General features: G+C 50.4%; 18 protein-coding genes. 2 read left to right on the top strand and 16 right to left on the bottom strand.

Annotated features, from left to right (window positions below; translation table 11 throughout):
* Window positions 1-52 precede the first annotated feature (52 nt).
* Window positions 53-1,093, top strand: a complete 1,041-nt coding sequence (locus RTW80_RS00535; protein ID WP_032247317.1) for a permease — start codon at window positions 53-55, stop codon at window positions 1,091-1,093.
* Between the two features lie 113 nt (window positions 1,094-1,206).
* Here the strand turns inward: RTW80_RS00535 and dolP are convergent, their stop codons facing one another.
* Genes dolP through lpoA form a run of 4 tightly spaced genes read right to left on the bottom strand, consistent with a single transcriptional unit; the run spans window position 1,207 to window position 4,791 of the window.
* Window positions 1,207-1,782, bottom strand: a complete 576-nt coding sequence (gene dolP, locus RTW80_RS00530; protein ID WP_000646033.1) for a division/outer membrane stress-associated lipid-binding lipoprotein — start codon at window positions 1,780-1,782, stop codon at window positions 1,207-1,209.
* A gap of 9 nt (window positions 1,783-1,791) precedes the next feature.
* Window positions 1,792-2,382 carry a DnaA initiator-associating protein DiaA gene (diaA, locus tag RTW80_RS00525; RefSeq protein WP_001158034.1) on the bottom strand — a complete coding sequence of 197 codons (591 nt, stop codon included), beginning with the start codon at window positions 2,380-2,382 and terminating at the stop codon, window positions 1,792-1,794.
* A gap of 19 nt (window positions 2,383-2,401) precedes the next feature.
* Complete coding sequence (locus RTW80_RS00520; protein WP_000246830.1) at window positions 2,402-2,797, bottom strand: YraN family protein; 396 nt, start codon at window positions 2,795-2,797, stop codon at window positions 2,402-2,404.
* Entirely contained in the window at window positions 2,755-4,791 is a 2,037-nt protein-coding gene (gene lpoA, locus RTW80_RS00515; RefSeq protein ID WP_000249103.1) for a penicillin-binding protein activator LpoA, read from the bottom strand. Before lpoA ends, RTW80_RS00520 begins: the two co-directional genes overlap by 43 nt.
* A gap of 64 nt (window positions 4,792-4,855) precedes the next feature.
* On the opposite strand from lpoA, the gene rsmI reads away from it, so the two are divergent.
* A complete protein-coding gene (gene rsmI, locus RTW80_RS00510) occupies window positions 4,856-5,716 on the top strand; it encodes a 16S rRNA (cytidine(1402)-2'-O)-methyltransferase (RefSeq protein WP_000809271.1) in 861 nt (286 codons plus the stop codon).
* Between the two features lie 42 nt (window positions 5,717-5,758).
* Here rsmI and RTW80_RS00505 read toward each other — a convergent pair whose 3' ends face one another.
* The 12 genes from RTW80_RS00505 to agaF all read right to left on the bottom strand — a co-directional run bounded on the left by RTW80_RS00505 (window position 5,759) and on the right by agaF (window position 18,131).
* Window positions 5,759-6,850, bottom strand: a complete 1,092-nt coding sequence (locus tag RTW80_RS00505; RefSeq protein ID WP_000816992.1) for a fimbrial protein — start codon at window positions 6,848-6,850, stop codon at window positions 5,759-5,761.
* 10 nt (window positions 6,851-6,860) lie between these two features.
* Window positions 6,861-9,377: a fimbria/pilus outer membrane usher protein gene (locus RTW80_RS00500; protein WP_032264997.1), complete on the bottom strand. Its 2,517-nt coding sequence runs from the start codon at window positions 9,375-9,377 to the stop codon at window positions 6,861-6,863.
* A gap of 29 nt (window positions 9,378-9,406) precedes the next feature.
* On the bottom strand, window positions 9,407-10,102 hold the full coding sequence (locus tag RTW80_RS00495; protein WP_000044774.1) for a molecular chaperone: 696 nt from the start codon (window positions 10,100-10,102) through the stop codon (window positions 9,407-9,409).
* A gap of 79 nt (window positions 10,103-10,181) precedes the next feature.
* Window positions 10,182-10,766 carry a fimbrial protein gene (locus RTW80_RS00490; protein WP_001032614.1) on the bottom strand — a complete coding sequence of 195 codons (585 nt, stop codon included), beginning with the start codon at window positions 10,764-10,766 and terminating at the stop codon, window positions 10,182-10,184.
* A gap of 400 nt (window positions 10,767-11,166) precedes the next feature.
* On the bottom strand, window positions 11,167-11,922 hold the full coding sequence (locus RTW80_RS00485; RefSeq protein ID WP_001338776.1) for a galactosamine-6-phosphate isomerase: 756 nt from the start codon (window positions 11,920-11,922) through the stop codon (window positions 11,167-11,169).
* On the bottom strand, window positions 11,923-12,714 hold the full coding sequence (gene agaD / locus RTW80_RS00480) for a PTS galactosamine transporter subunit IID (RefSeq protein WP_000534351.1): 792 nt from the start codon (window positions 12,712-12,714) through the stop codon (window positions 11,923-11,925).
* Complete coding sequence (agaC, locus tag RTW80_RS00475) at window positions 12,704-13,507, bottom strand: PTS galactosamine transporter subunit IIC (protein ID WP_000544489.1); 804 nt, start codon at window positions 13,505-13,507, stop codon at window positions 12,704-12,706. Before agaC ends, agaD begins: the two co-directional genes overlap by 11 nt.
* 38 nt (window positions 13,508-13,545) lie before the next feature.
* On the bottom strand, window positions 13,546-14,022 hold the full coding sequence (gene agaB / locus RTW80_RS00470; RefSeq protein ID WP_000098021.1) for a PTS galactosamine transporter subunit IIB: 477 nt from the start codon (window positions 14,020-14,022) through the stop codon (window positions 13,546-13,548).
* Window positions 14,023-14,188: 166 nt separating this feature from the next.
* Entirely contained in the window at window positions 14,189-15,049 is an 861-nt protein-coding gene (gene kbaY / locus RTW80_RS00465; protein WP_000022766.1) for a tagatose-bisphosphate aldolase subunit KbaY, read from the bottom strand.
* Window positions 15,050-15,061: 12 nt separating this feature from the next.
* Complete coding sequence (locus tag RTW80_RS00460) at window positions 15,062-16,216, bottom strand: AgaS family sugar isomerase (RefSeq protein WP_001125706.1); 1,155 nt, start codon at window positions 16,214-16,216, stop codon at window positions 15,062-15,064.
* 350 nt (window positions 16,217-16,566) lie between these two features.
* Window positions 16,567-17,700 carry an N-acetylglucosamine-6-phosphate deacetylase gene (gene nagA / locus RTW80_RS00455; RefSeq protein WP_032247314.1) on the bottom strand — a complete coding sequence of 378 codons (1,134 nt, stop codon included), beginning with the start codon at window positions 17,698-17,700 and terminating at the stop codon, window positions 16,567-16,569.
* Entirely contained in the window at window positions 17,697-18,131 is a 435-nt protein-coding gene (agaF, locus tag RTW80_RS00450) for a PTS galactosamine/N-acetylgalactosamine transporter subunit IIA (RefSeq protein ID WP_000948824.1), read from the bottom strand. The genes nagA and agaF overlap by 4 nt, the downstream gene beginning before the upstream one ends.
* Window positions 18,132-18,147: the final 16 nt, after the last annotated feature.

The raw sequence follows: 18,147 nt of genomic DNA, 5'->3' as shown, positions 1-18,147 counted from the left end.
TGAGCGTAATATTCACGCGCTCAATTATCATAACTTATTCCTGGGGAATGCTATGACTGGTCAGTCTTCATCTCAGGCGGCAACGCCCATTCAGTGGTGGAAACCCGCGCTTTTCTTTCTCGTTGTCATTGCCGGTCTCTGGTATGTGAAATGGGAACCTTACTACGGCAAAGCGTTTACTGCTGCCGAAACCCACAGTATCGGTAAATCTATCCTTGCGCAGGCGGATGCTAACCCATGGCAGGCGGCGTTGGATTACGCGATGATCTATTTCCTCGCGGTATGGAAAGCGGCGGTGCTGGGGGTGATCCTCGGTTCGTTGATTCAGGTGCTGATCCCGCGTGACTGGTTGTTGCGTACGCTTGGGCAATCGCGCTTTCGCGGCACGCTGCTGGGAACGCTGTTTTCGTTGCCGGGCATGATGTGTACCTGCTGTGCGGCTCCGGTCGCGGCGGGAATGCGTCGCCAACAGGTGTCGATGGGCGGTGCGCTGGCATTCTGGATGGGCAATCCGGTGTTAAACCCGGCGACGCTGGTGTTTATGGGCTTTGTCCTCGGCTGGGGTTTTGCGGCGATTCGTCTGGTGGCCGGGCTGGTGATGGTGTTGCTGATTGCGACGCTGGTGCAAAAATGGGTGCGTGAAACACCGCAAACGCAGGCACCGGTCGAAATTGACATACCGGAAGCACAGGGCGGGTTTTTTAGCCGCTGGGGCAGGGCGCTATGGACGCTTTTCTGGAGTACGATCCCGGTTTACATCCTTGCAGTACTGGTGTTGGGTGCCGCTCGCGTCTGGTTATTCCCCCATGCCGATGGTGCTGTCGATAACAGCCTGATGTGGGTGGTGGCGATGGCGATAGCAGGATGCTTGTTTGTCATTCCCACGGCAGCAGAAATTCCGATTGTACAAACGATGATGCTGGCAGGTATGGGAACCGCTCCGGCGCTGGCATTGTTGATGACGCTCCCGGCGGTGAGTTTGCCGTCACTGATTATGCTGCGCAAAGCGTTCCCGGCGAAAGCCTTATGGCTGATGGGGGCGATGGTGGCAGTGTCTGGTGTGATTGTCGGCGGGCTGGCGCTGTTGTTCTGATTTGAGGGAAAACATGTCGGATGCGGCGTAAACGCCTTATCTGACCTACGGTTTGTATCGTTGTAGGCCTGATAAGACGCGGCAAGCGTCGCATCAGGCATTACAAGGGGCTGCTATTTAATAAACGTAAACGCCGTAGTTACCCGCTTCACGCCGCTCACCCGGCTGGCAATATCTGCCGCCGCTTTCGCTTCACGTTCAGTCACCAGCCCCATCAGGAACACTTCACCGTTTTCGGTGGTCACTTTCACGTTGGACGATTTCACCAGGTCGCTGGTTAAGAGCTGCGAACGCACTTTGGTGGTGATCCACGTATCGTTAGATGCTTCGCCCAGACCAATCGGCTGGCCCTGACGAATCTCGTTATACACTTCGTTGGCACCGTCTACGCCCATAGCAATCTGTTTGGCGCGAGCCGAAAGTTCAGCATTTGGTGACTGCCCAACCAGCAGCACTTTGCCCTGATAGGCCGTTACATTAATGCGCGCTTCTTTCTTAATCTGTTCGTCTTTCGACAATGCGCTGTTCACGCGCACTTCCAGGGTACCATCGTCCACCTGGGTGCCGACACTGCGTGGGTCAGTTGCGGCTTTGGTACCCACAGCAGCGGTACCCACTACGGCAGCGGCAACACAACCTTGCAACAGCAGCGCGGAAATAAGGACTGCGATTGGCGATAATGCCTTCATGTATTCTCCTTAATCATCCTGGTGAGGGAAAAGCGTGTTATCGATCAGATCGCACAGGCAATTTACCGTCAGCATATGCATTTCCTGAATGCGAGCACTACGATGCGAAGGAATGCGGATCTCCACATCTTGTGGCCCTAACAAACCTGCAAGTTCGCCGCCGTCATAGCCGGTCAATGCCACAATGGTCATATCACGCGTAACGGCAGCTTCTACCGCTTTTACAATATCGCGGCTGTTGCCACGGGTGGAAATGGCTAACAATACATCTCCCGCATGACCCAGCGCCCGCACCTGTTTTGCATACACTTCATCATGTAAGCGATCGTTGGCAATCGCCGTTAAGACAACATTATCAGTATTTAGTGCAATGGCAGGTAAGCTGGGCCGCTCCGTTTCGAAACGGTTGATCATGCTGGCAGCAAAATGCTGTGCATTGGCAGCGGAAGTTCCATTACCACAACAGAGGATTTTGTTGCCATTGAGCAGAGACTGAACCAGCGTCATGGCTGCACGGGAGATGGCATCCGGAAGCGCCTCTGCCGCCGCAATTTGAGTTTGAATGCTTTCAGTGAAGCAAGCTTTAATTCTTTCTTGCACGCTAATCCTTAAACCTTAATTATGAGTGGTCATTAAAGGCATCCTTAATCCACTCAACCTCATTCCCGGTGAAGGCTACCACATCGAACCGGCAATCCACAGTATCAAAACTCCCATTATGACGCGCGAGCCACAAGCGGGCAGTCTGTAATAATTTGTGTTGTTTGCTGCGGGTCACACTGGCTGCCGCGCCGCCATAAAGCGCAGAGCGGCGATAGCGTACCTCGACAAAAATGGTGGTCCGGCCTTCACGCATTATCAGATCGATCTCGCCGCCACGCTCGTTCACGTTAGCGGCGATAAACCGCAGTCCTTTGCCTTCCAGCCAGCGACGCGCTTGTGCTTCCCACGCATCGCCGGTCTGTTTGGTGGTTAACTGACGGGGACTACCTGACCTTGTTGGTACTGTAGCCATGATAACTTCCTGTTAATCACGCAATCCGGGTTAGCCGTCAGGCTTCCGGTATTACCGTTGATTTCAAAACCCTGAACCTGGCGCATTTGTGAGAAATGATTTGCCAGCGACCAGGCATCGACGCCCATCGCATACATGCGAGCCAGTGAATAATCGTTATTCACCGCGCTGAGTGCCTGCTGCATTAACGGTAGATTACCGCCTGCCAGCATCGGGATTTCGCTGTACTGCAAGCCTTCCATCTCCAGTCGGAAATCCGGGCCAGCGGTCCCTTGCGCACTGCGGGAGCTGGCGTACAGCGTTGCACCGCTCTGGCTACCGTTACGCATGGCGATCATCGGTTTGATAAAAGCGATTTCACCCGGCGTTGCCACAATGTACACCGCATCGACACGACCGCCATTATTGGTGAACTGGTCATCGGTTGGCGTGGTTTGCAGCGTTGGATTGTTGGTCGTCATGCCGGAGTCGGTTGTCGCTCTGAGAGTAATCGGGCTACCCGTTAAAGCAATACCAGAACCGCCGTTAACACCCGCGCGTAATTCGCTGGTGGAACCAAATTTTTGTTGCAGAACGGTGCCGCCGCCCAGTTTCTGCCACTCTTGCGCAAACGCATTGGCTACGCGATCGCCCAATGAACTGCGTGGGATCAGCACCAGCGGCGCTTGTTTACCCTGGTCACGAATATGACGCGCTGCATCGCGCGCTTCGTCTTCCGGTGAAAGCGCGAAGTAACAAATATTGACGCGATTTTCGATATTCTCCGGCTGGTTCAGTGCCAGTACGTTCAGCGGAGTGTTGCTCTTCAGCAACTCTTCAACGTTATTTTTCAGCAACGGACCGACCACAATACTCGCGCCATCCTGCTGAACCTGGCTTAAGATCTGGCTAAGTGGTTGTGATGAGGTATCGTAGATTTTCAGCTCTGCGGATGGATTTGCGGGTGCGCTTACCGCTGCGGTGCTTGTCGCCGGGGCGCTTACAGGCACCGGCTGGGCTGCAGGCTGTTCACCGGTCAGATCGCTAACCGAGGCTTGTGCCGGGCTGGCAACGCCATCCACGGTTTGCGGCTGAGGTTGTTCAGCTACGTCTGCGGCAGGTGCGGCAGCTACCTGAGCTGCCACTGGCTGAGTGCCGATATTTTTCGCCGCTTCAAAGCCTTGCTGAATAGTGCGACCAAATACCGCTGCCTGGCCATTCAGTGGCAACAGCAGGGCGATTTTGTTGGTCGAGGCTGGTTTAAACGCTTTTACGTTAACCAACTGCGTTGGCAGCATTTTCGCGCCCGGGTTGTTCGGATAACGTTTCTGCCAGTCGGCGATCCCGGCTTTCATCATGTCGGGATCGTTACGGTTATCAAACCAGACGCGCTGCAGATCCAGCCAGCCTTGCAGAATATTTTCGTCGGCGTTGATCACCAGCGTATTCGCCTGTTCCTGAGTCATGGAGGAGAGCGCCTGCCAGGTGGCGTCAATATTCTGCTGCTTTTCTTTCGCGCCGAGCAGCGGTTCCTGAGCAATTAACGCGCGCAGTAAATCAATGGAAGGACGCCCCTGGCTGGCATCGATTTTTGCCTGCCAGTAACGGGCTTGCTGGTTTTGTTCTAAATCGGCAGGTGTGATTTTCGCCAGCAAGTTTTGCGCGCCAGCAAAATCTTTCTGCGCCAGTTTAATCTCTACCGCCAGCAGTGTTTTCTCGCGGCGCTGAGCATCGTTCAGTTCTTGCGGTAGTTGGTTAAACAACTCCACCGCCTGCCCGGTTTTACCTTCTTTCACCAGTGCACGAATGGCGAGTAATTGCCAGTTGATCCTGGTATCATCAGAGCTTTGCTGCATCTGCTGAAGATAAAAGGCAGAATCAGCCTGCGCCGTACCCTGCATATAAGCAGTGGACTGATCGGGAGTATGGGTGCCACAACCGGCGAAAATCAGGGCTGCCAGAACAACAGGCAGACAACGCGCGGCTTTCAAACGAGAAAATGTTGAGGGTACCATAATGTATCCAGTGATATTTTTTTTACGCAATGCTCAATATTAAATCGGCAATACGGACGACACAATGAAACAACACCAATCGGCGGATAATTCTCAGGGCCAGCTTTACATTGTACCGACGCCAATCGGCAATCTGGCGGATATCACCCAGCGTGCGTTAGAGGTATTACAGGCCGTTGATCTGATTGCCGCCGAGGATACTCGTCACACCGGTTTATTGCTGCAACATTTTGGGATTAATGCCCGGTTGTTTGCGCTGCACGACCATAACGAACAACAAAAAGCTGAAACGCTGCTGGCGAAGCTGCAAGAGGGGCAAAACATTGCGCTGGTTTCCGATGCCGGAACGCCGCTAATTAACGATCCTGGCTACCATCTGGTGCGTACCTGCCGTGAATCGGGGATCCGCGTGGTGCCGCTACCCGGGCCGTGTGCTGCTATCACTGCGTTAAGCGCAGCGGGTTTACCCTCTGACCGTTTCTGTTACGAAGGCTTTTTACCTGCCAAATCAAAAGGCCGCCGTGATGCGCTAAAAGCCATTGAAGCGGAGCCGCGCACGCTGATTTTTTATGAATCTACCCACCGTCTGTTAGATAGCCTGGAAGATATCGTTGCGGTATTAGGCGAATCCCGCTACGTGGTTCTGGCGCGTGAGCTGACCAAAACCTGGGAAACCATTCACGGCGCGCCCGTTGGCGAGCTGCTGGCGTGGGTAAAGGAAGATGAAAACCGTCGCAAAGGCGAAATGGTGCTGATTGTCGAAGGTCATAAAGCACAGGAAGAAGACTTACCCGCCGATGCCCTGCGCACGCTGGCGCTGCTACAGGCAGAACTGCCGCTGAAAAAAGCGGCGGCGCTGGCCGCAGAAATTCACGGCGTGAAGAAAAATGCGCTGTATAAGTATGCGCTGGAGCAGCAGGGGTAACAGTGCCGAAGCGTTGCGTTAATCAAAACGCAACGTCTTCTTTTACCGCACGATGACGGTAATGGTGGCTGTGCCCTGAAATTTTCCTGTTTCCAGCTCACCACCGACCAGATTAACTGGCCAGGCGCGCATATTGACGGTGCCATGCCCGGAAGGATCAACGGGAAGGATACCGTTCTGAAAAGGAATATTTGCAACTCCGCCGCCGAGATTTTCAATACGAATACCGACATCGGGCACATTGTCTGAACTTCTTCGCCTGGCGACCAGGTTGTACTGGTCTACTACCCCAGTTGTACCGTCGATGCGCATTTGCAACGAGTTTTTAATCTTTGAAGTATCACCACAGTCATAAGTGATATCAAAGTCTACTGGAGTAAAACCGTCTGGCATGGCATTGCGGGTGGTAAACTTCTGACCATTGATGAATCCAAAATTAACCTTAATAACATCGCCCTGATTAATTTTGCACGACTGTGGGGCGGTGAGATTTCCCTGAATCGATAACTTGACTAAATCATGGAAGTCACCTGTAGACGGGCTTCCCATTCCATCGACCCACGCGCCTTTAATGACGGCAATATCCGTTTTCGGAATGGTCATCGAGCCGAGAAATGGCTTGGTGACATACAGGGTAAAGGTGGTGTTCGCACCAATATTAACGGGTCCATAACGAGACGTATCACCCTGGCAAACACCCGTTTGGGTTGCAGCAGAATATACCGTGTTGTTTTTTATCTGTGTGAATCGGGTGTTAACAGAGACAACCTGGTCGGTTGTGAGTCCTGGAATGTCGTTTGCCTGTAATGTGGTTTTAATATCCAGGCTGTCATTGAGTTTGTAATATCCTGTCTGATGTCCAGTGGTGGTAAGTACGGGGCTGACCATATAGACAAGTTTAACTGCCTTACCCGCAGAGCAGGAACAGGCGTATTGCCAGTTAGTGCTACTTAGCGTTGCAGAGGTAAACTCCCGTCCTGTCACGTTATCTGTCTGGTTCACCGTAACATCATCAACCACACTGCTGTAATTTGTCGCACCGCTAGTGCTATCGGCTCCACACCCTCCTGAGGAGGCATAAGCGCAGGATGTGGATATCAACAAAAGTCCTGTTATAAGAGGCGCTCTTTTCATTTTTTTATCCTTAATGGCACTGCGCCGTGCCTTGTAATACAGAGGTTGTGGGTTCTGAATCCGGTGTACTAAAAGCAAACTGACATTGTTGATCTGCCTGATTTCCCCAGCGTACAGTCCAGCTTTGTGATTTACTCGATATCCCAGAGAGATATAGTATGCCGCCCTCATCGACGATACTTTGTTGCCCCGTCTCATCGTTGCTGGCAAGAGCGCCAAAGGGCAACGGTTTACCGTTGCGATCGCTGACTGTAACAAGTACGCGATAACCGATATTGGCGTTGAAACGCGCCGCTACCATTGCACCTCTGTTGGGCACCACAAACTGTGTTGTTTGCTCAAGATCGACGTTATCGGGCAGCTGCGTAGTATCTACCGAGAGACGGTTTTCCTGGTAAGTCGTGAGATAAGGAACCACTGCATAGCCAAAGGGATCGGTAGCAATCCCCGGATAGTTTTGTATCCTCACGCCAGAAGCCCCATTAGCATCGATAAGCGCAAAAGCGTTGCCCAGATATTGCGAGAGCGTCACGCCATGAGGATGGATAACCACGCCGCCGGTAACGCCGTAATTGTATTGGCTGCTGTCATTACCGTAGCTGTATCCGGCACTGAAGGTTCCATAAGGTGAACGGTAACTGGCGTTCAGGCTACTGTTATGGTTGTTATCGTCATCCAGACTTTGTTCCAGGCTATAGCTCAGGCGACCATCATCCAGCAGTGAGCCATCAAGACGCATTTCATGTTGGGTTGGGCGATCTTTCTGGCTGGTCATCTGATAGGAAACCCGGCTACGCGGTAACCAGCGTTCTAACGGAATACTGAGATTCAAAGAGAGTGCGCGGTCATTATTTTGATCAGTGTAGCGGCTGTATTGATAATTCAGGCTGTAACCAACTCCCCATTGCTGGCCGGAAACCCCAACAGAGATATTCCTGTTTTTATCGTTATTGCCCCAATAGTCTTGCTGCGAACCGGAGGCATACAGACTTACCCCATCAAATATTGTCTGGCTGATGTTGAATTGAATTTCACTTTTTTGGCGACTGTTATAGTTCCAATTACGGGTATTGGCTTCATCAAAACTAAAATAGCCATCGTTGGTATAGCGATAGTAGCTGACAGCGATATTGGTGTTGGTTTCCGGGATATCTTTGATGTACTGCGTACGCCATTGATAGCCATGAAAAGAGTGCTGGTTATCGAATTGGGTGTCAGCTCTGTTGATATCCATCGACAACGCGCCCAGTGCGCCAAGTGTGCCGCCGATACCGATCCCCAGCGCATAATAATCTTCAGAACCGAGCAGGCCGCCATACAGCGTAAAAGTATTATTCAAACCATATATTGCCGTGGCTTCAGCAAATTCGGGTTCCTTGCTATCACTGTTTGCATCAGCGCGATAGCGTCCAGCGGTCGCGCTATACTTTAGATGCCCAGGTCGCTGCATCATGGGTAATGAAGAATAAGGCTGGATAAAGCGACGTTGCGTACCGTCACTTTCTTCAATCGTGACTTCTAAATCGCCGCTGTTGGAAGAGGGGTAGAGATCGTTAATTTCAAAGGCACCCGCTGGCACGTTGCTTTGATAGATCACATAACCATTTTGCCTGATAGTCACGATTGCACTACTGTTTGCGATACCGCGTACCGTTGGGGCAAATCCGCGCTGGCTGTTTGGCAGCATATTATCGTCGGAAGCGAGTTGAACGCCAGTAAAGGTGTAGCTGGAAAAAATACTGCCGCTGGTGGCGCTTTCTCCCAGAAGCAACTGAGACTTCAATGCCTTGATATCACGTTGTAAATAACTACTGATGGTATTCCAGCTTGATGTCTGATCGTTGCGTGTCCATGTGGAATAGTTGCGTAATCGCCAGGGGCCAAAATTAGCACCATTTTGCATATTCAGGTACTGTCGTTGGCTACGATTGCCCTGGCGGTAACGGTTATCAGAACCTGTAAACGAGTAGTTGGTAAACAGCGTTGGTATACCATCGTCCCAACGAGAAGGGGAGACGTAACCTCTTGCATCACGGTACAGTGCAATTTGGGGAATGCTCAAATTAAGTCGCTGATGATTGAAATCAAATTCAGCAGCTGTACCGGGAATGATTTGTTCAAGCGAGTTGATCACGCTATCGTCATCTTTTTCAGCCAGCGCCGGGATTTCATCCACCTTAATACCCAGCTCACGTAGTTGTTCTACCGTAAACTGTGGCTGCAGAAGTTGCTCTGCATTGGCGGTAAATGTAATTTTTTTCTGTGAAACCTTCTTTTTATTCAGCCAGATATCAACCTGATAAGTTCCTGGTAGTTGTGCGTATTTCTTTGAAAATCGTGACAGATCGGTTGTTTGCATACCACTTTTTGTGGTTTCCAGCATAATGGGGTCGAAATAATACTCTTCGGCGTTAGCGGTAGTGCAAAGCATGCCGCTGCCAGTGAGCACCATCGGCAAACAGCGTTTGATAATGAGCGCCAACTGTTTCGGTGTGCGTTTATGTCCCTGGTGGTGTCGTTGTGGCATTCCCTGATGACCTGTGTTTTTTATATTTGTTATTGCAGTGGACGAGTTTCTGTCCCGGAACTGCCGCCATAATCATTGATCGCAGCCCATTTCACGTTCTTTCCGCCAGATGCAGGAAGTGGTAACTGTTTATGTTCTCCGGGCGCGATATATTCAATTTTGCTTGTGAGATCGATTTTATCGACTGCCAATCCGGCAAATACGACGTAATATTCAGTTGGGTTATATATATTGAGTGAATGATCACTACGTTTAAATTCCAGTGATTTCCACGCATCGTTTACCCGTCCCTTCAGGTGTGCGGGGCGATAAAACATTTTGATCCGTGTTTTAAATACCAGCGTCAACTCGTTAGCATTAACATCATCTGATTTTTTCTTTGCTGGAATGGCACGAACATTAATGTAGAACAGCGACTCTTTATTTTCAGGCAGGTTATCAGCTGTTTTAATAATTCGCAGTGATGAGTCATCGCCAGCCTCAAGACGAAATAGCGGTGGGGTTATAATAAATGGGGCACGGCTTTTACCATCTATATTATCTACCCATGATTGCAGTAAATAAGGCGTTTCTGCGCCTTTGTTTGCGACAGGTAACGCAGCCTCTTTGCGGCTGGCATCATAGATCACTCGCGTTCGCTGTAAAACGATTCCTCCTGCAAGCGCCTGGCCAATACAGAAGCTACACAACAAGGTTAATATCACCGCGAATGTTCGTTTTGACATAGTTATTTTTCAACCTGATACAACGAGAAAGAGGAAGGAAAAGGGCGTTATCTGACAGGTCAGATAACGCCGTAACGTATTAACGGTAATCCAGCGTTACGTTAACGACAGCGTCTGCTTCCCCTGGGGTGATTTCTGATGCTTCAACGGTTGATACGTAGTAAGCGATGAGGTCAACATTGACAATACCATTGGAGTCCGCCGGGATCTGATAAACCGTGTTATCATTGCCCATAGCATTCAGTGGCATAATGTTTCCGCTTTCCGCATCGTCAATACGGATACCCACACCTGTTGCCGCTATGCCAGCAAAAGAGCCTACTTTTGCCAGATTAGGGAAGTTAGGAACGGTACCATTATCCCGCGTTTCTAGCCATAGACGGAAAGACGCTTCAACGTTGCCGTTATCGTGCTCCCACCCAGTCATTGGGCAGTTAACTAAAGGAATAGTGAATGGAATTTTTGGGCTACGATCGCCAACAGAACGAAACTGTTCGGCATTATAGTGACCAAGAGCAACTTCAATTTTCTTATCAGAGTCATTGATTTCACAAGCGGATTTTAAAATCTCGCCATCAAAAACTATTTCACCATCTGTTGCAGCGGCATTACCTGCGAAAAGCGCAAGTAAGCCCGCAATGGCTATTTTTGTACCTTTATTCATATATAACCTTATCCTTGTAACAAGTACATAATCATATTTAATGTGAATATATGTTCAACATCTTTAAAGATTATACAGGCAGAAATATTTCATTGAACATTAAATAGACTGAACTTTAAGATTATATTTATATGCAAATATTTGATATTTTCATTATATTGATATCAATTTTCTATGTATTCAAAAGAGTATAAATGCCTGACTTTGCTGCGCCAGGGGGCGAGTCAGAATACGAGGTGATTTATTAATAGAACAAGTTATATGTATATCTAAAATTAAATTGTTGAACATAACTCCTTTTGCTATCGGCGTTATGTTCAACCCAGTCAAATGTTATTTAATATAATGCGTGACTGTTACATAAGTTAATTTAAACATTTTGAGCAAATTTTTCATCTGGTTAGGTGTTAATTAAACAAATAAAGTTACTGTGCAGCCATAAAAATGAAGCCGGGATAGCGGTAGAGACTTTAGCCGTGAGAAAACGATCTGTCGCATCCTGCTTTCCTTCGCCAGTCACCAGTAACAAAACTTCGCGGGCATTGAGAATATCCTTCAGGCCTAAGGTGATCCCACGAGTCACGGGGCGACCCGCGGTTTTTAACATCTCATGTTGCTGTGTTCTGGCATCAAGTTGACTGATATGGCAGGCCGGTTGCAGGCTTTCTCCCGGTTCGTTCAGCCCAAGATGACCGTTTTTCCCCAATCCGAGAACGCATAAATCCAGACCGCCTTTGCGCGCAATCAGGTTCGTTACCCGTTCGCACTCTGTCTCATTTATCTCTTCGGAGCGAAAGCTGATGAGCTGGTCTTCACGTAGCCCCAGCGGCTGCACGATATGCTGTTGCAGGAAAGTTTCGCAGGTACTAGGCATCGTTAATGGCAGATCCACCCATTCGTCGAGCTTCACGAAGGTGAGCTGGCTGACATCAACCTGCTGCTGGTGGATTTTTTCTACCAGATAATGATACGTCAGTAATGGCGTGGCTCCGGTCGCCAGGCAAATCACGGCATCCGGTTTGCTACGGATCACGGCCAATAAATATTCGCTGGCACGTTCACTTAACGCCGTATAGTTTTCAACTTGCTGAAGGGTTTGCACAGGATGAAATTCCTTAAGTAAAGAGGCACCACCAGACGCAGTGCCTCGTTCCATTTACAAAATGCCGAATGCGGAACAAACAATAGAGAGCACAAAAGTCACGCCGATTAACAGCACCGGATGCGCTTTTTTCACCCGCAGGAAGTAATACATCAGCAGGGTGTAGGCCATCGGTAAAATGTTCGGGAAGACTTTATCGAAGAAATCCTGCTGCAGCGCGACGCTGTGGGTACTGTCGATGGCAAACGATGTCACCACGTTAATATGCACATACGAAGCGATCAGCCCGCCGATTACCGTGATCCCGAGGATGGTTGCCGAACGGGCAATCATCTGCGAGTTCTCTCGCACTTTATCGATCGCCTTCACGCCGACTGAATAACCGACGTGGGTCCAGCCGACGCGCAGGAAAAAGATAAGCAGGTAAACGGCGAAAAATAGAATCGGCCCCAGCAGGTTTCCCTGGCTGGCAAATGATGAGCAAATTCCCGCCATAATCGGCAACAAAGTAAACCAGAAAATCGCATCGCCAATCCCGGCGATTGGGCCAAACAGTGCCACTTTGAGGCCTTTAATGGTGTCGCGGTTTTCTCCTTTTTCTTCCATCGAAATTAATAACCCCATCAGGAATCCGACCAGATTCGGGTGGGTATTAATAAATTCGAGGTTATCTTTCATCGCCGCGCTTAAGCCCGGTTTGTCGTCCTTATAAATCTTTTTCAGGATCGGCAACATCGCCCAAGTAAAACCGCCCGCCTGCATCCTTTCGTAGTTAAAGCTCGCTTGCAGCAGCGACGAACGAAAGCCCAGACGGGTGATATCTTTTTTACTGATTTCAGATCCCATTGCTGTAGTCCTCTTCTTCATTTTTACTGGCAACGGGCTGCGGTTGCGCTTGCTGCCGGGATTTCGCATTGAAAAACTCATACACCGCAAAGCCTGCGCCCAGTACGGCAACCGGCAACAGGTTGCTGACCTGGATGTAGCAAACAAACAGGAAACCAGCGATCAGGTAAGGGATATATTGCGCTTTGAACATTACGCGCAGCAGCAAGCCAAAACCAACGGCAGGCAGAATACCGCCTGCCACTTCAAAGCCGTGGGTCAGCCAGGCGGGCATCGCTTTCACCAGCGCCTGCATCGCCCCCTGTGCCAGGTAAGTACAGAGGAAAGCAATCACCGCATACGCTGAAGCGACGATGAGCATCGTTGTCCAGTTAAGCCGGGAAAACGCTGCCGTATCCGCCTCTTTCGCGCATTTATCGGCTTTGGTCATAAATAATGAGAAAGCGGAATAGAAGAACAGAATGACGTACTGCATTAACAAACTAAACGGCAGGCCAAGACCAATTGCTGTTTTGGCATCAACGCCCGTAGACCATGCAATGACGGTGGTCATCAGACCCGCCATAATCGGGTTGGGCGGCTGAACACCACCTGCAGGGGTTAATCCGGCGAAAGCCAACTCTGTCAGACCACCGGTAATTAAGCCAGTCTGAATATCACCGAGAATAGCGCCAGTTAGGGTACAAACGATTATCGGGCGGAATAAAAATAAGGCTTCCAGCCAAAAATCAATCCCCAGAACAAAAACTAACGCCGCCAGGGATAATCCCTGAAGTAGGGTTATTTCATGCATTTTTATTACCTCAAACCAATATTAAGGCGATTTTAGATTTAGTCAGGGATTTGTTCTTTTTGATCGCCAGGGACGTCATGAATGAAAACATTCACGCCACGTTGTTTAATAAAACGTAAGTCCGCGAGATCCTGGTCATCGACATAAACTTTACTGCTGATTTGCTTTTTCCCTTCCGAGAAATGCATATTGCCGACGTTGACATCTTTCAGGTCAATGCCACCTTCTACCAATTTACGTACCGTTTGTGGCGTACGGCAAATCAGGAAGATCTTCTGATGCGGTGCAGCTTTGCCGATGACGTTAATGGTTTTTTCGATAGTAAAGAAACGAATGCCAAAGCCGTAGGTTTCCGCGGTAATACCCATTAATTTCTGTTGAATATCATCGTTAGCGACAACATCATCCACGACTACCAGCAGATTTGCACCGATGGTGGATGTCCAGGTCACGCCAACCTGGCCATGAACCAGACGGTTATCAATACGGGTTAAGAGAATATTTGGACTGCTCATTGTGTAATCCTCACCATAAAGTTGAATAATATAATTTTTTTAAATATATTATTGTTGCGATATTGTACTGATGTATTTATTAAGGTTTAGTTATCTCCTTTTCCATTAAGGCACTCCCCGATATTAATCGGGAAGTACATTGGGATAAATCATAAAAAACTAATGATTATGCTGAAATTCGATTCGCTGAACCACAGACATTAATTTTATTTCTGACAACTTCTTTCATCGCATCCATTCCGACGCGCATATAATAACGAGGATCATTACCCTGCGGATTTTCCGCAAACCAGGCTTTAACCGCGCCAGCGAAGGCTATTTTTAATTCTGTGGCAACGTTCACTTTTGTGACGCCAAGTTCAATAGTGCGACGGACAAATTCATCCGGAACATCGCTGGCACCATGCAGCACCAGAGGAACATCCACCACTTCACGAATTTCCGCCAGCCGCTGGAAATCAATCTTCGGCGTTTTGCTGTATAAGCCGTGCGCCGTACCAATCGCTACCGCCAGGCTGTCGACGCCAGTCAGTTCGACAAAGCGTTTAGCTTCTTGTGGATCGGTCAGGAATGCACTTTCGGCGTCAACGCTCATGTCATCTTCAACACCGCCCAGGCGGCCCAGTTCTGCTTCCACGCTGCAATCTTGTGAGTGGCAGAAGTCAACAACCGATTTCACCAGCTTCACGTTCTCGGCAAACGGGAAGTGGCTGCCGTCGATCATCGCACTGCGCACACCTGCGTGGACTTTACGGCGAATATCATCCAGCGATTCGTGGTGGTCGAGATGCAGCGCCAGTGGCATGTTGTAGGTTGTGGAATAGGCGCTACACAGGGCGTAGATCTCTTCCAGCGCGATGTGTTTAAAGGTCCCCGGCGTTCCGGCGAGGATCACCGGCGATCGCATTTCACTGCACACTTCGAGGATCGCTTGGATCGTCTCGGCGTTATGAATGTTAAAAGCAGGCACCGCGTAGCCATTGGCCTGGGCGTCCTGTAACAGATATTTAGTGGAGATAATGCTCATAATGCGATCCTCTTATGCCTGCCACGGATGAATGATTACGCCTTGCACCACGCGGTTAACGGTGCCACTGGCTGATGGGGTATCCGGCGTATTGCCCATGTGCAGCGACTGCATCAGTGCAAACGTCTGGGCGTACATCAGGAAGCAAAATGCCTGCTCAACGTCGATAAAGTGACGTGACGGTGGCAGGATGATATGTGGACCGGCAGCGACGATGTCGCTGCTTTCCGCGGCGATGGCGATTACACGCATTGCCTGGTTGTCACGGCGAAGTTCAGCCAGCAGATCAAGATCATACTGACGGGTGTAAGGGTGGCTGGAGACAAATACCACCACCAGCGTTTCGTCATCGACCAGCGATTTTGGTCCATGACGGAATCCGGTTGGAGAATCATAAAAGGCCGCCAGTTTACCCGCCGTCAGTTCCAGCACTTTCAGCGCCGACTCGCGTGCTGCGCCCTGTAAGCCACCGCTACCGAGATAAACGATCCGTTTCCACGGTGCGTAACCAAACACACCTTCGCTGAAATCGCCCAGTGAGGTCAGGATCGCCTGGCAACGATCCGCCACGTCGCGGAAGGTTTGGCTGTTGATCGTCTCAGGTGCGAAAACCGCGAGGCAGCTGGCCATCATGGTGGTAATGCTGCTGGTCATCGCAAAGCCGCGATCGTGCGTTTCTGCGGGCATCAGCAGGGCAAACGCGTTATCGCTGTTGATCGCGTTTTGGTAAAGAGCGCCCGCTTCGTTGCAGGTGATCGGCAGGTGATAGCATTCCGGTACAAATTGATTTGCCAGTTCCACGGCTGCGACGCTTTCCGGGCTGTTGCCGGATCGACCGAAGGAGATCAACAGCAGCGGATGGGCTGGGTTCAGGTAGTCCATCGGATTAGTGACCAGATCGGTGGTCGGTACGGCGCTGAAGTTTTTACCGGTATGGCTGGCGAGCCACGGCGCGATGATGTCACCGATAAATGCCGAGGTTCCGGCTCCGGTCAGGATGATCCGCAGATTCTCTTTGCGCAGTAACGGTTCAAGGAAGTTATTGAGCGCGGAACGTAGCGCGTCGATGTTGGTGAGTGAACGGATCCATGCGCGAGGCTGATGGCGGATCTCTTCTTCAGTCCATGTACCGGTTGCGGCGGCAGCAGGGGTGTAATTTTTTGGCATAACTCAATCCTTAGTCTGATGAACTTGACGTCGGGCGTTGTCGCTTTCACTTGCCTTTCGTTTCATTTCACTTGGTGATGTCTTTCGTTGATTAAAATCTATAGAAAAGAAATCGAAAGTTCAATGGAGAAAAAGGAAATAAAACGAAATCTGTGATCATTGAAAGAAAAGACAAGGGAAGATTAAAGAATTGCGTAATGACGTCGCTATGTTCACCGATTGCTGGATGCGGCGTACCGTAGGTCGCATAAGACGCGTTAGCGTCGCATCCGACACCGCTGCACAGATCAAAACGAAAGAAAAAGAAAGGCCTTACGGGGGAAGTGAAGGCCCAATAAAGGAGCAAACTATCAAAACGAAGCTAATTGACTCTGAATCCAGATTTGTTGCACATGCAGCCCGCTATCCAGCGCAACGATGCTGGCGCGTTTGCCCGGTTTAAGCGATCCCAGAACACCATCAACACCCAGCATTCGCGCCGGATGCAGCGATGCCATATGAATGGCTTCCGCAGGCGTTACGCCCGTCAACTCGACCATGTTGCGCACTGCCGCATCAACAGACAGCGTACTGCCCGCCAGCCCACCGGACGCGGTACGGACAACGCCACCGTGCATCTGCACTTCTTCGCCACATAACGTATAGCGACCATCCGGCATCCCGGCTGCCTGCATCGCGTCGGTGATCAGCACGATTCTCTCTTTTGCACAGCAACAACACAGCGACATCGCCGCCGGATGCACATGATGACCATCGGCTATCAGTTCCAGCCAGGCGCGCTTGTCCGTTAATCCCGAGCCAACCATTCCCGGTTCGCGGTGATGTAAACCTGTCATCCCGTTATAGCAATGCACCAGGCCGTCGGCACCAGCATCAAACGCGGCGCGAGTTTGTTGCCAGGTCGCCGCGCTATGCCCCAGCATCACTCGTACATTTTGCTGTTTAAGATGGCGGATGGCCTGCAATGCCCCCTCTTTTTCCGGTGCCAGCGCTACCACGCGTAAGGTGTGCTGAGAAACGGCAATCAATTGATCCAGCTCGGCAATTTCAAGCTCGCGAAACAACTCCGGCGGATGCGCGCCTTTATTCTGCGGCGTGAAGTACGGTCCTTCGAGATAACTCCCCAGCACTTGCGCACCAGGTCCGCCGCGTTGGCAACGTTGCGCAATACGTTTCAGCGCCGCATGAATGGTATTAAGCGGCGCGGTTACGGTAGTCGGTAACCAACTGCCGACACCTTCGCGTGCCTTGTGCATTGCCAGCTTGTCGAGCACATCCGGCGCGTCATCCATTACATCAACGCCCGCACCACCGTGTACATGGGTGTCGATGTAAGCGGGGCAGAGCAGTTCCGCATCGCGTTCAGTCACGCCCACTGGAATCGGTTCGATTGCTGCGATGACACCGTCAGCAATACGCAACTGATGGTCATCGAGCCATCCCTCTTCAGTCAGCAGCCTTCTGGCGCGCAGAACGTGTGTCATATCCCTTCCTCGACCGGACATTCTTCATGGCAGCGGCCTAACTCGTCCACCAGACTGGTCAGCCCACGATGTCCACACTCCAGTGCCTGTACACGGAATTCTTCACCGCTTAACCCTTCGCGCTCCAGCACCATCTCCAGTAGCAGTTGCAAATTGGTGCCGGTGATCACTTCACAGCCCGGTTTTTGCATCGCCAGCGTTGAAGCTACGCGAAACGGCGTGCCGCCCAGCAAATCCGTCAGAAAAACAATGCCGTCTTCACAATCCAGTTGGGCGATGGCCTCTTCAAGCTGCGATGTAAGCAGCGCGGTGCTTGAGGTTTCCGGAAAATCGATGGCGATAAACTGCGATTGCTCACCGAGAATTTGCTTCATTGCTTTTTCCATGCCGCTGGCAAACCCGCCATGCCCTGTCAAAATAATACTTAACATCTAATACCTCATTGTA

Origin of the sequence: Escherichia sp. AM3, from assembly GCF_032029835.1 — a bacterium.
Classification (GTDB): domain Bacteria; phylum Pseudomonadota; class Gammaproteobacteria; order Enterobacterales; family Enterobacteriaceae; genus Escherichia; species Escherichia coli.
Note: the sequence above shows the minus strand (reverse complement) of the source record. Positions and strands in the feature narration are given on the sequence as shown.

Bases quoted from the DNA above. Each gene is read 5' to 3' on its own strand.
- agaB (WP_000098021.1), bottom strand. From the start codon at position 14,022: ATGAGCAGTCCAAATATTCTCTTAACCCGTATTGATAACCGTCTGGTT.
- rsmI (WP_000809271.1), top strand. From the start codon at position 4,856: ATGAAACAACACCAATCGGCGGATAATTCTCAGGGCCAGCTTTACATT.
- agaD (WP_000534351.1), bottom strand. From the start codon at position 12,714: ATGGGATCTGAAATCAGTAAAAAAGATATCACCCGTCTGGGCTTTCGT.
- lpoA (WP_000249103.1), bottom strand. From the start codon at position 4,791: ATGGTACCCTCAACATTTTCTCGTTTGAAAGCCGCGCGTTGTCTGCCT.
- RTW80_RS00505 (WP_000816992.1), bottom strand. From the start codon at position 6,850: ATGAAAAGAGCGCCTCTTATAACAGGACTTTTGTTGATATCCACATCC.
- RTW80_RS00535 (WP_032247317.1), top strand. From the start codon at position 53: ATGACTGGTCAGTCTTCATCTCAGGCGGCAACGCCCATTCAGTGGTGG.
- RTW80_RS00490 (WP_001032614.1), bottom strand. From the start codon at position 10,766: ATGAATAAAGGTACAAAAATAGCCATTGCGGGCTTACTTGCGCTTTTC.
- RTW80_RS00495 (WP_000044774.1), bottom strand. From the start codon at position 10,102: ATGTCAAAACGAACATTCGCGGTGATATTAACCTTGTTGTGTAGCTTC.
- RTW80_RS00485 (WP_001338776.1), bottom strand. From the start codon at position 11,922: ATGGAACGAGGCACTGCGTCTGGTGGTGCCTCTTTACTTAAGGAATTT.
- agaF (WP_000948824.1), bottom strand. From the start codon at position 18,131: ATGTTAAGTATTATTTTGACAGGGCATGGCGGGTTTGCCAGCGGCATG.
- RTW80_RS00460 (WP_001125706.1), bottom strand. From the start codon at position 16,216: ATGCCAAAAAATTACACCCCTGCTGCCGCCGCAACCGGTACATGGACT.
- agaC (WP_000544489.1), bottom strand. From the start codon at position 13,507: ATGCATGAAATAACCCTACTTCAGGGATTATCCCTGGCGGCGTTAGTT.
- nagA (WP_032247314.1), bottom strand. From the start codon at position 17,700: ATGACACACGTTCTGCGCGCCAGAAGGCTGCTGACTGAAGAGGGATGG.
- kbaY (WP_000022766.1), bottom strand. From the start codon at position 15,049: ATGAGCATTATCTCCACTAAATATCTGTTACAGGACGCCCAGGCCAAT.
- RTW80_RS00500 (WP_032264997.1), bottom strand. From the start codon at position 9,377: ATGCCACAACGACACCACCAGGGACATAAACGCACACCGAAACAGTTG.
- dolP (WP_000646033.1), bottom strand. From the start codon at position 1,782: ATGAAGGCATTATCGCCAATCGCAGTCCTTATTTCCGCGCTGCTGTTG.
- RTW80_RS00520 (WP_000246830.1), bottom strand. From the start codon at position 2,797: ATGGCTACAGTACCAACAAGGTCAGGTAGTCCCCGTCAGTTAACCACC.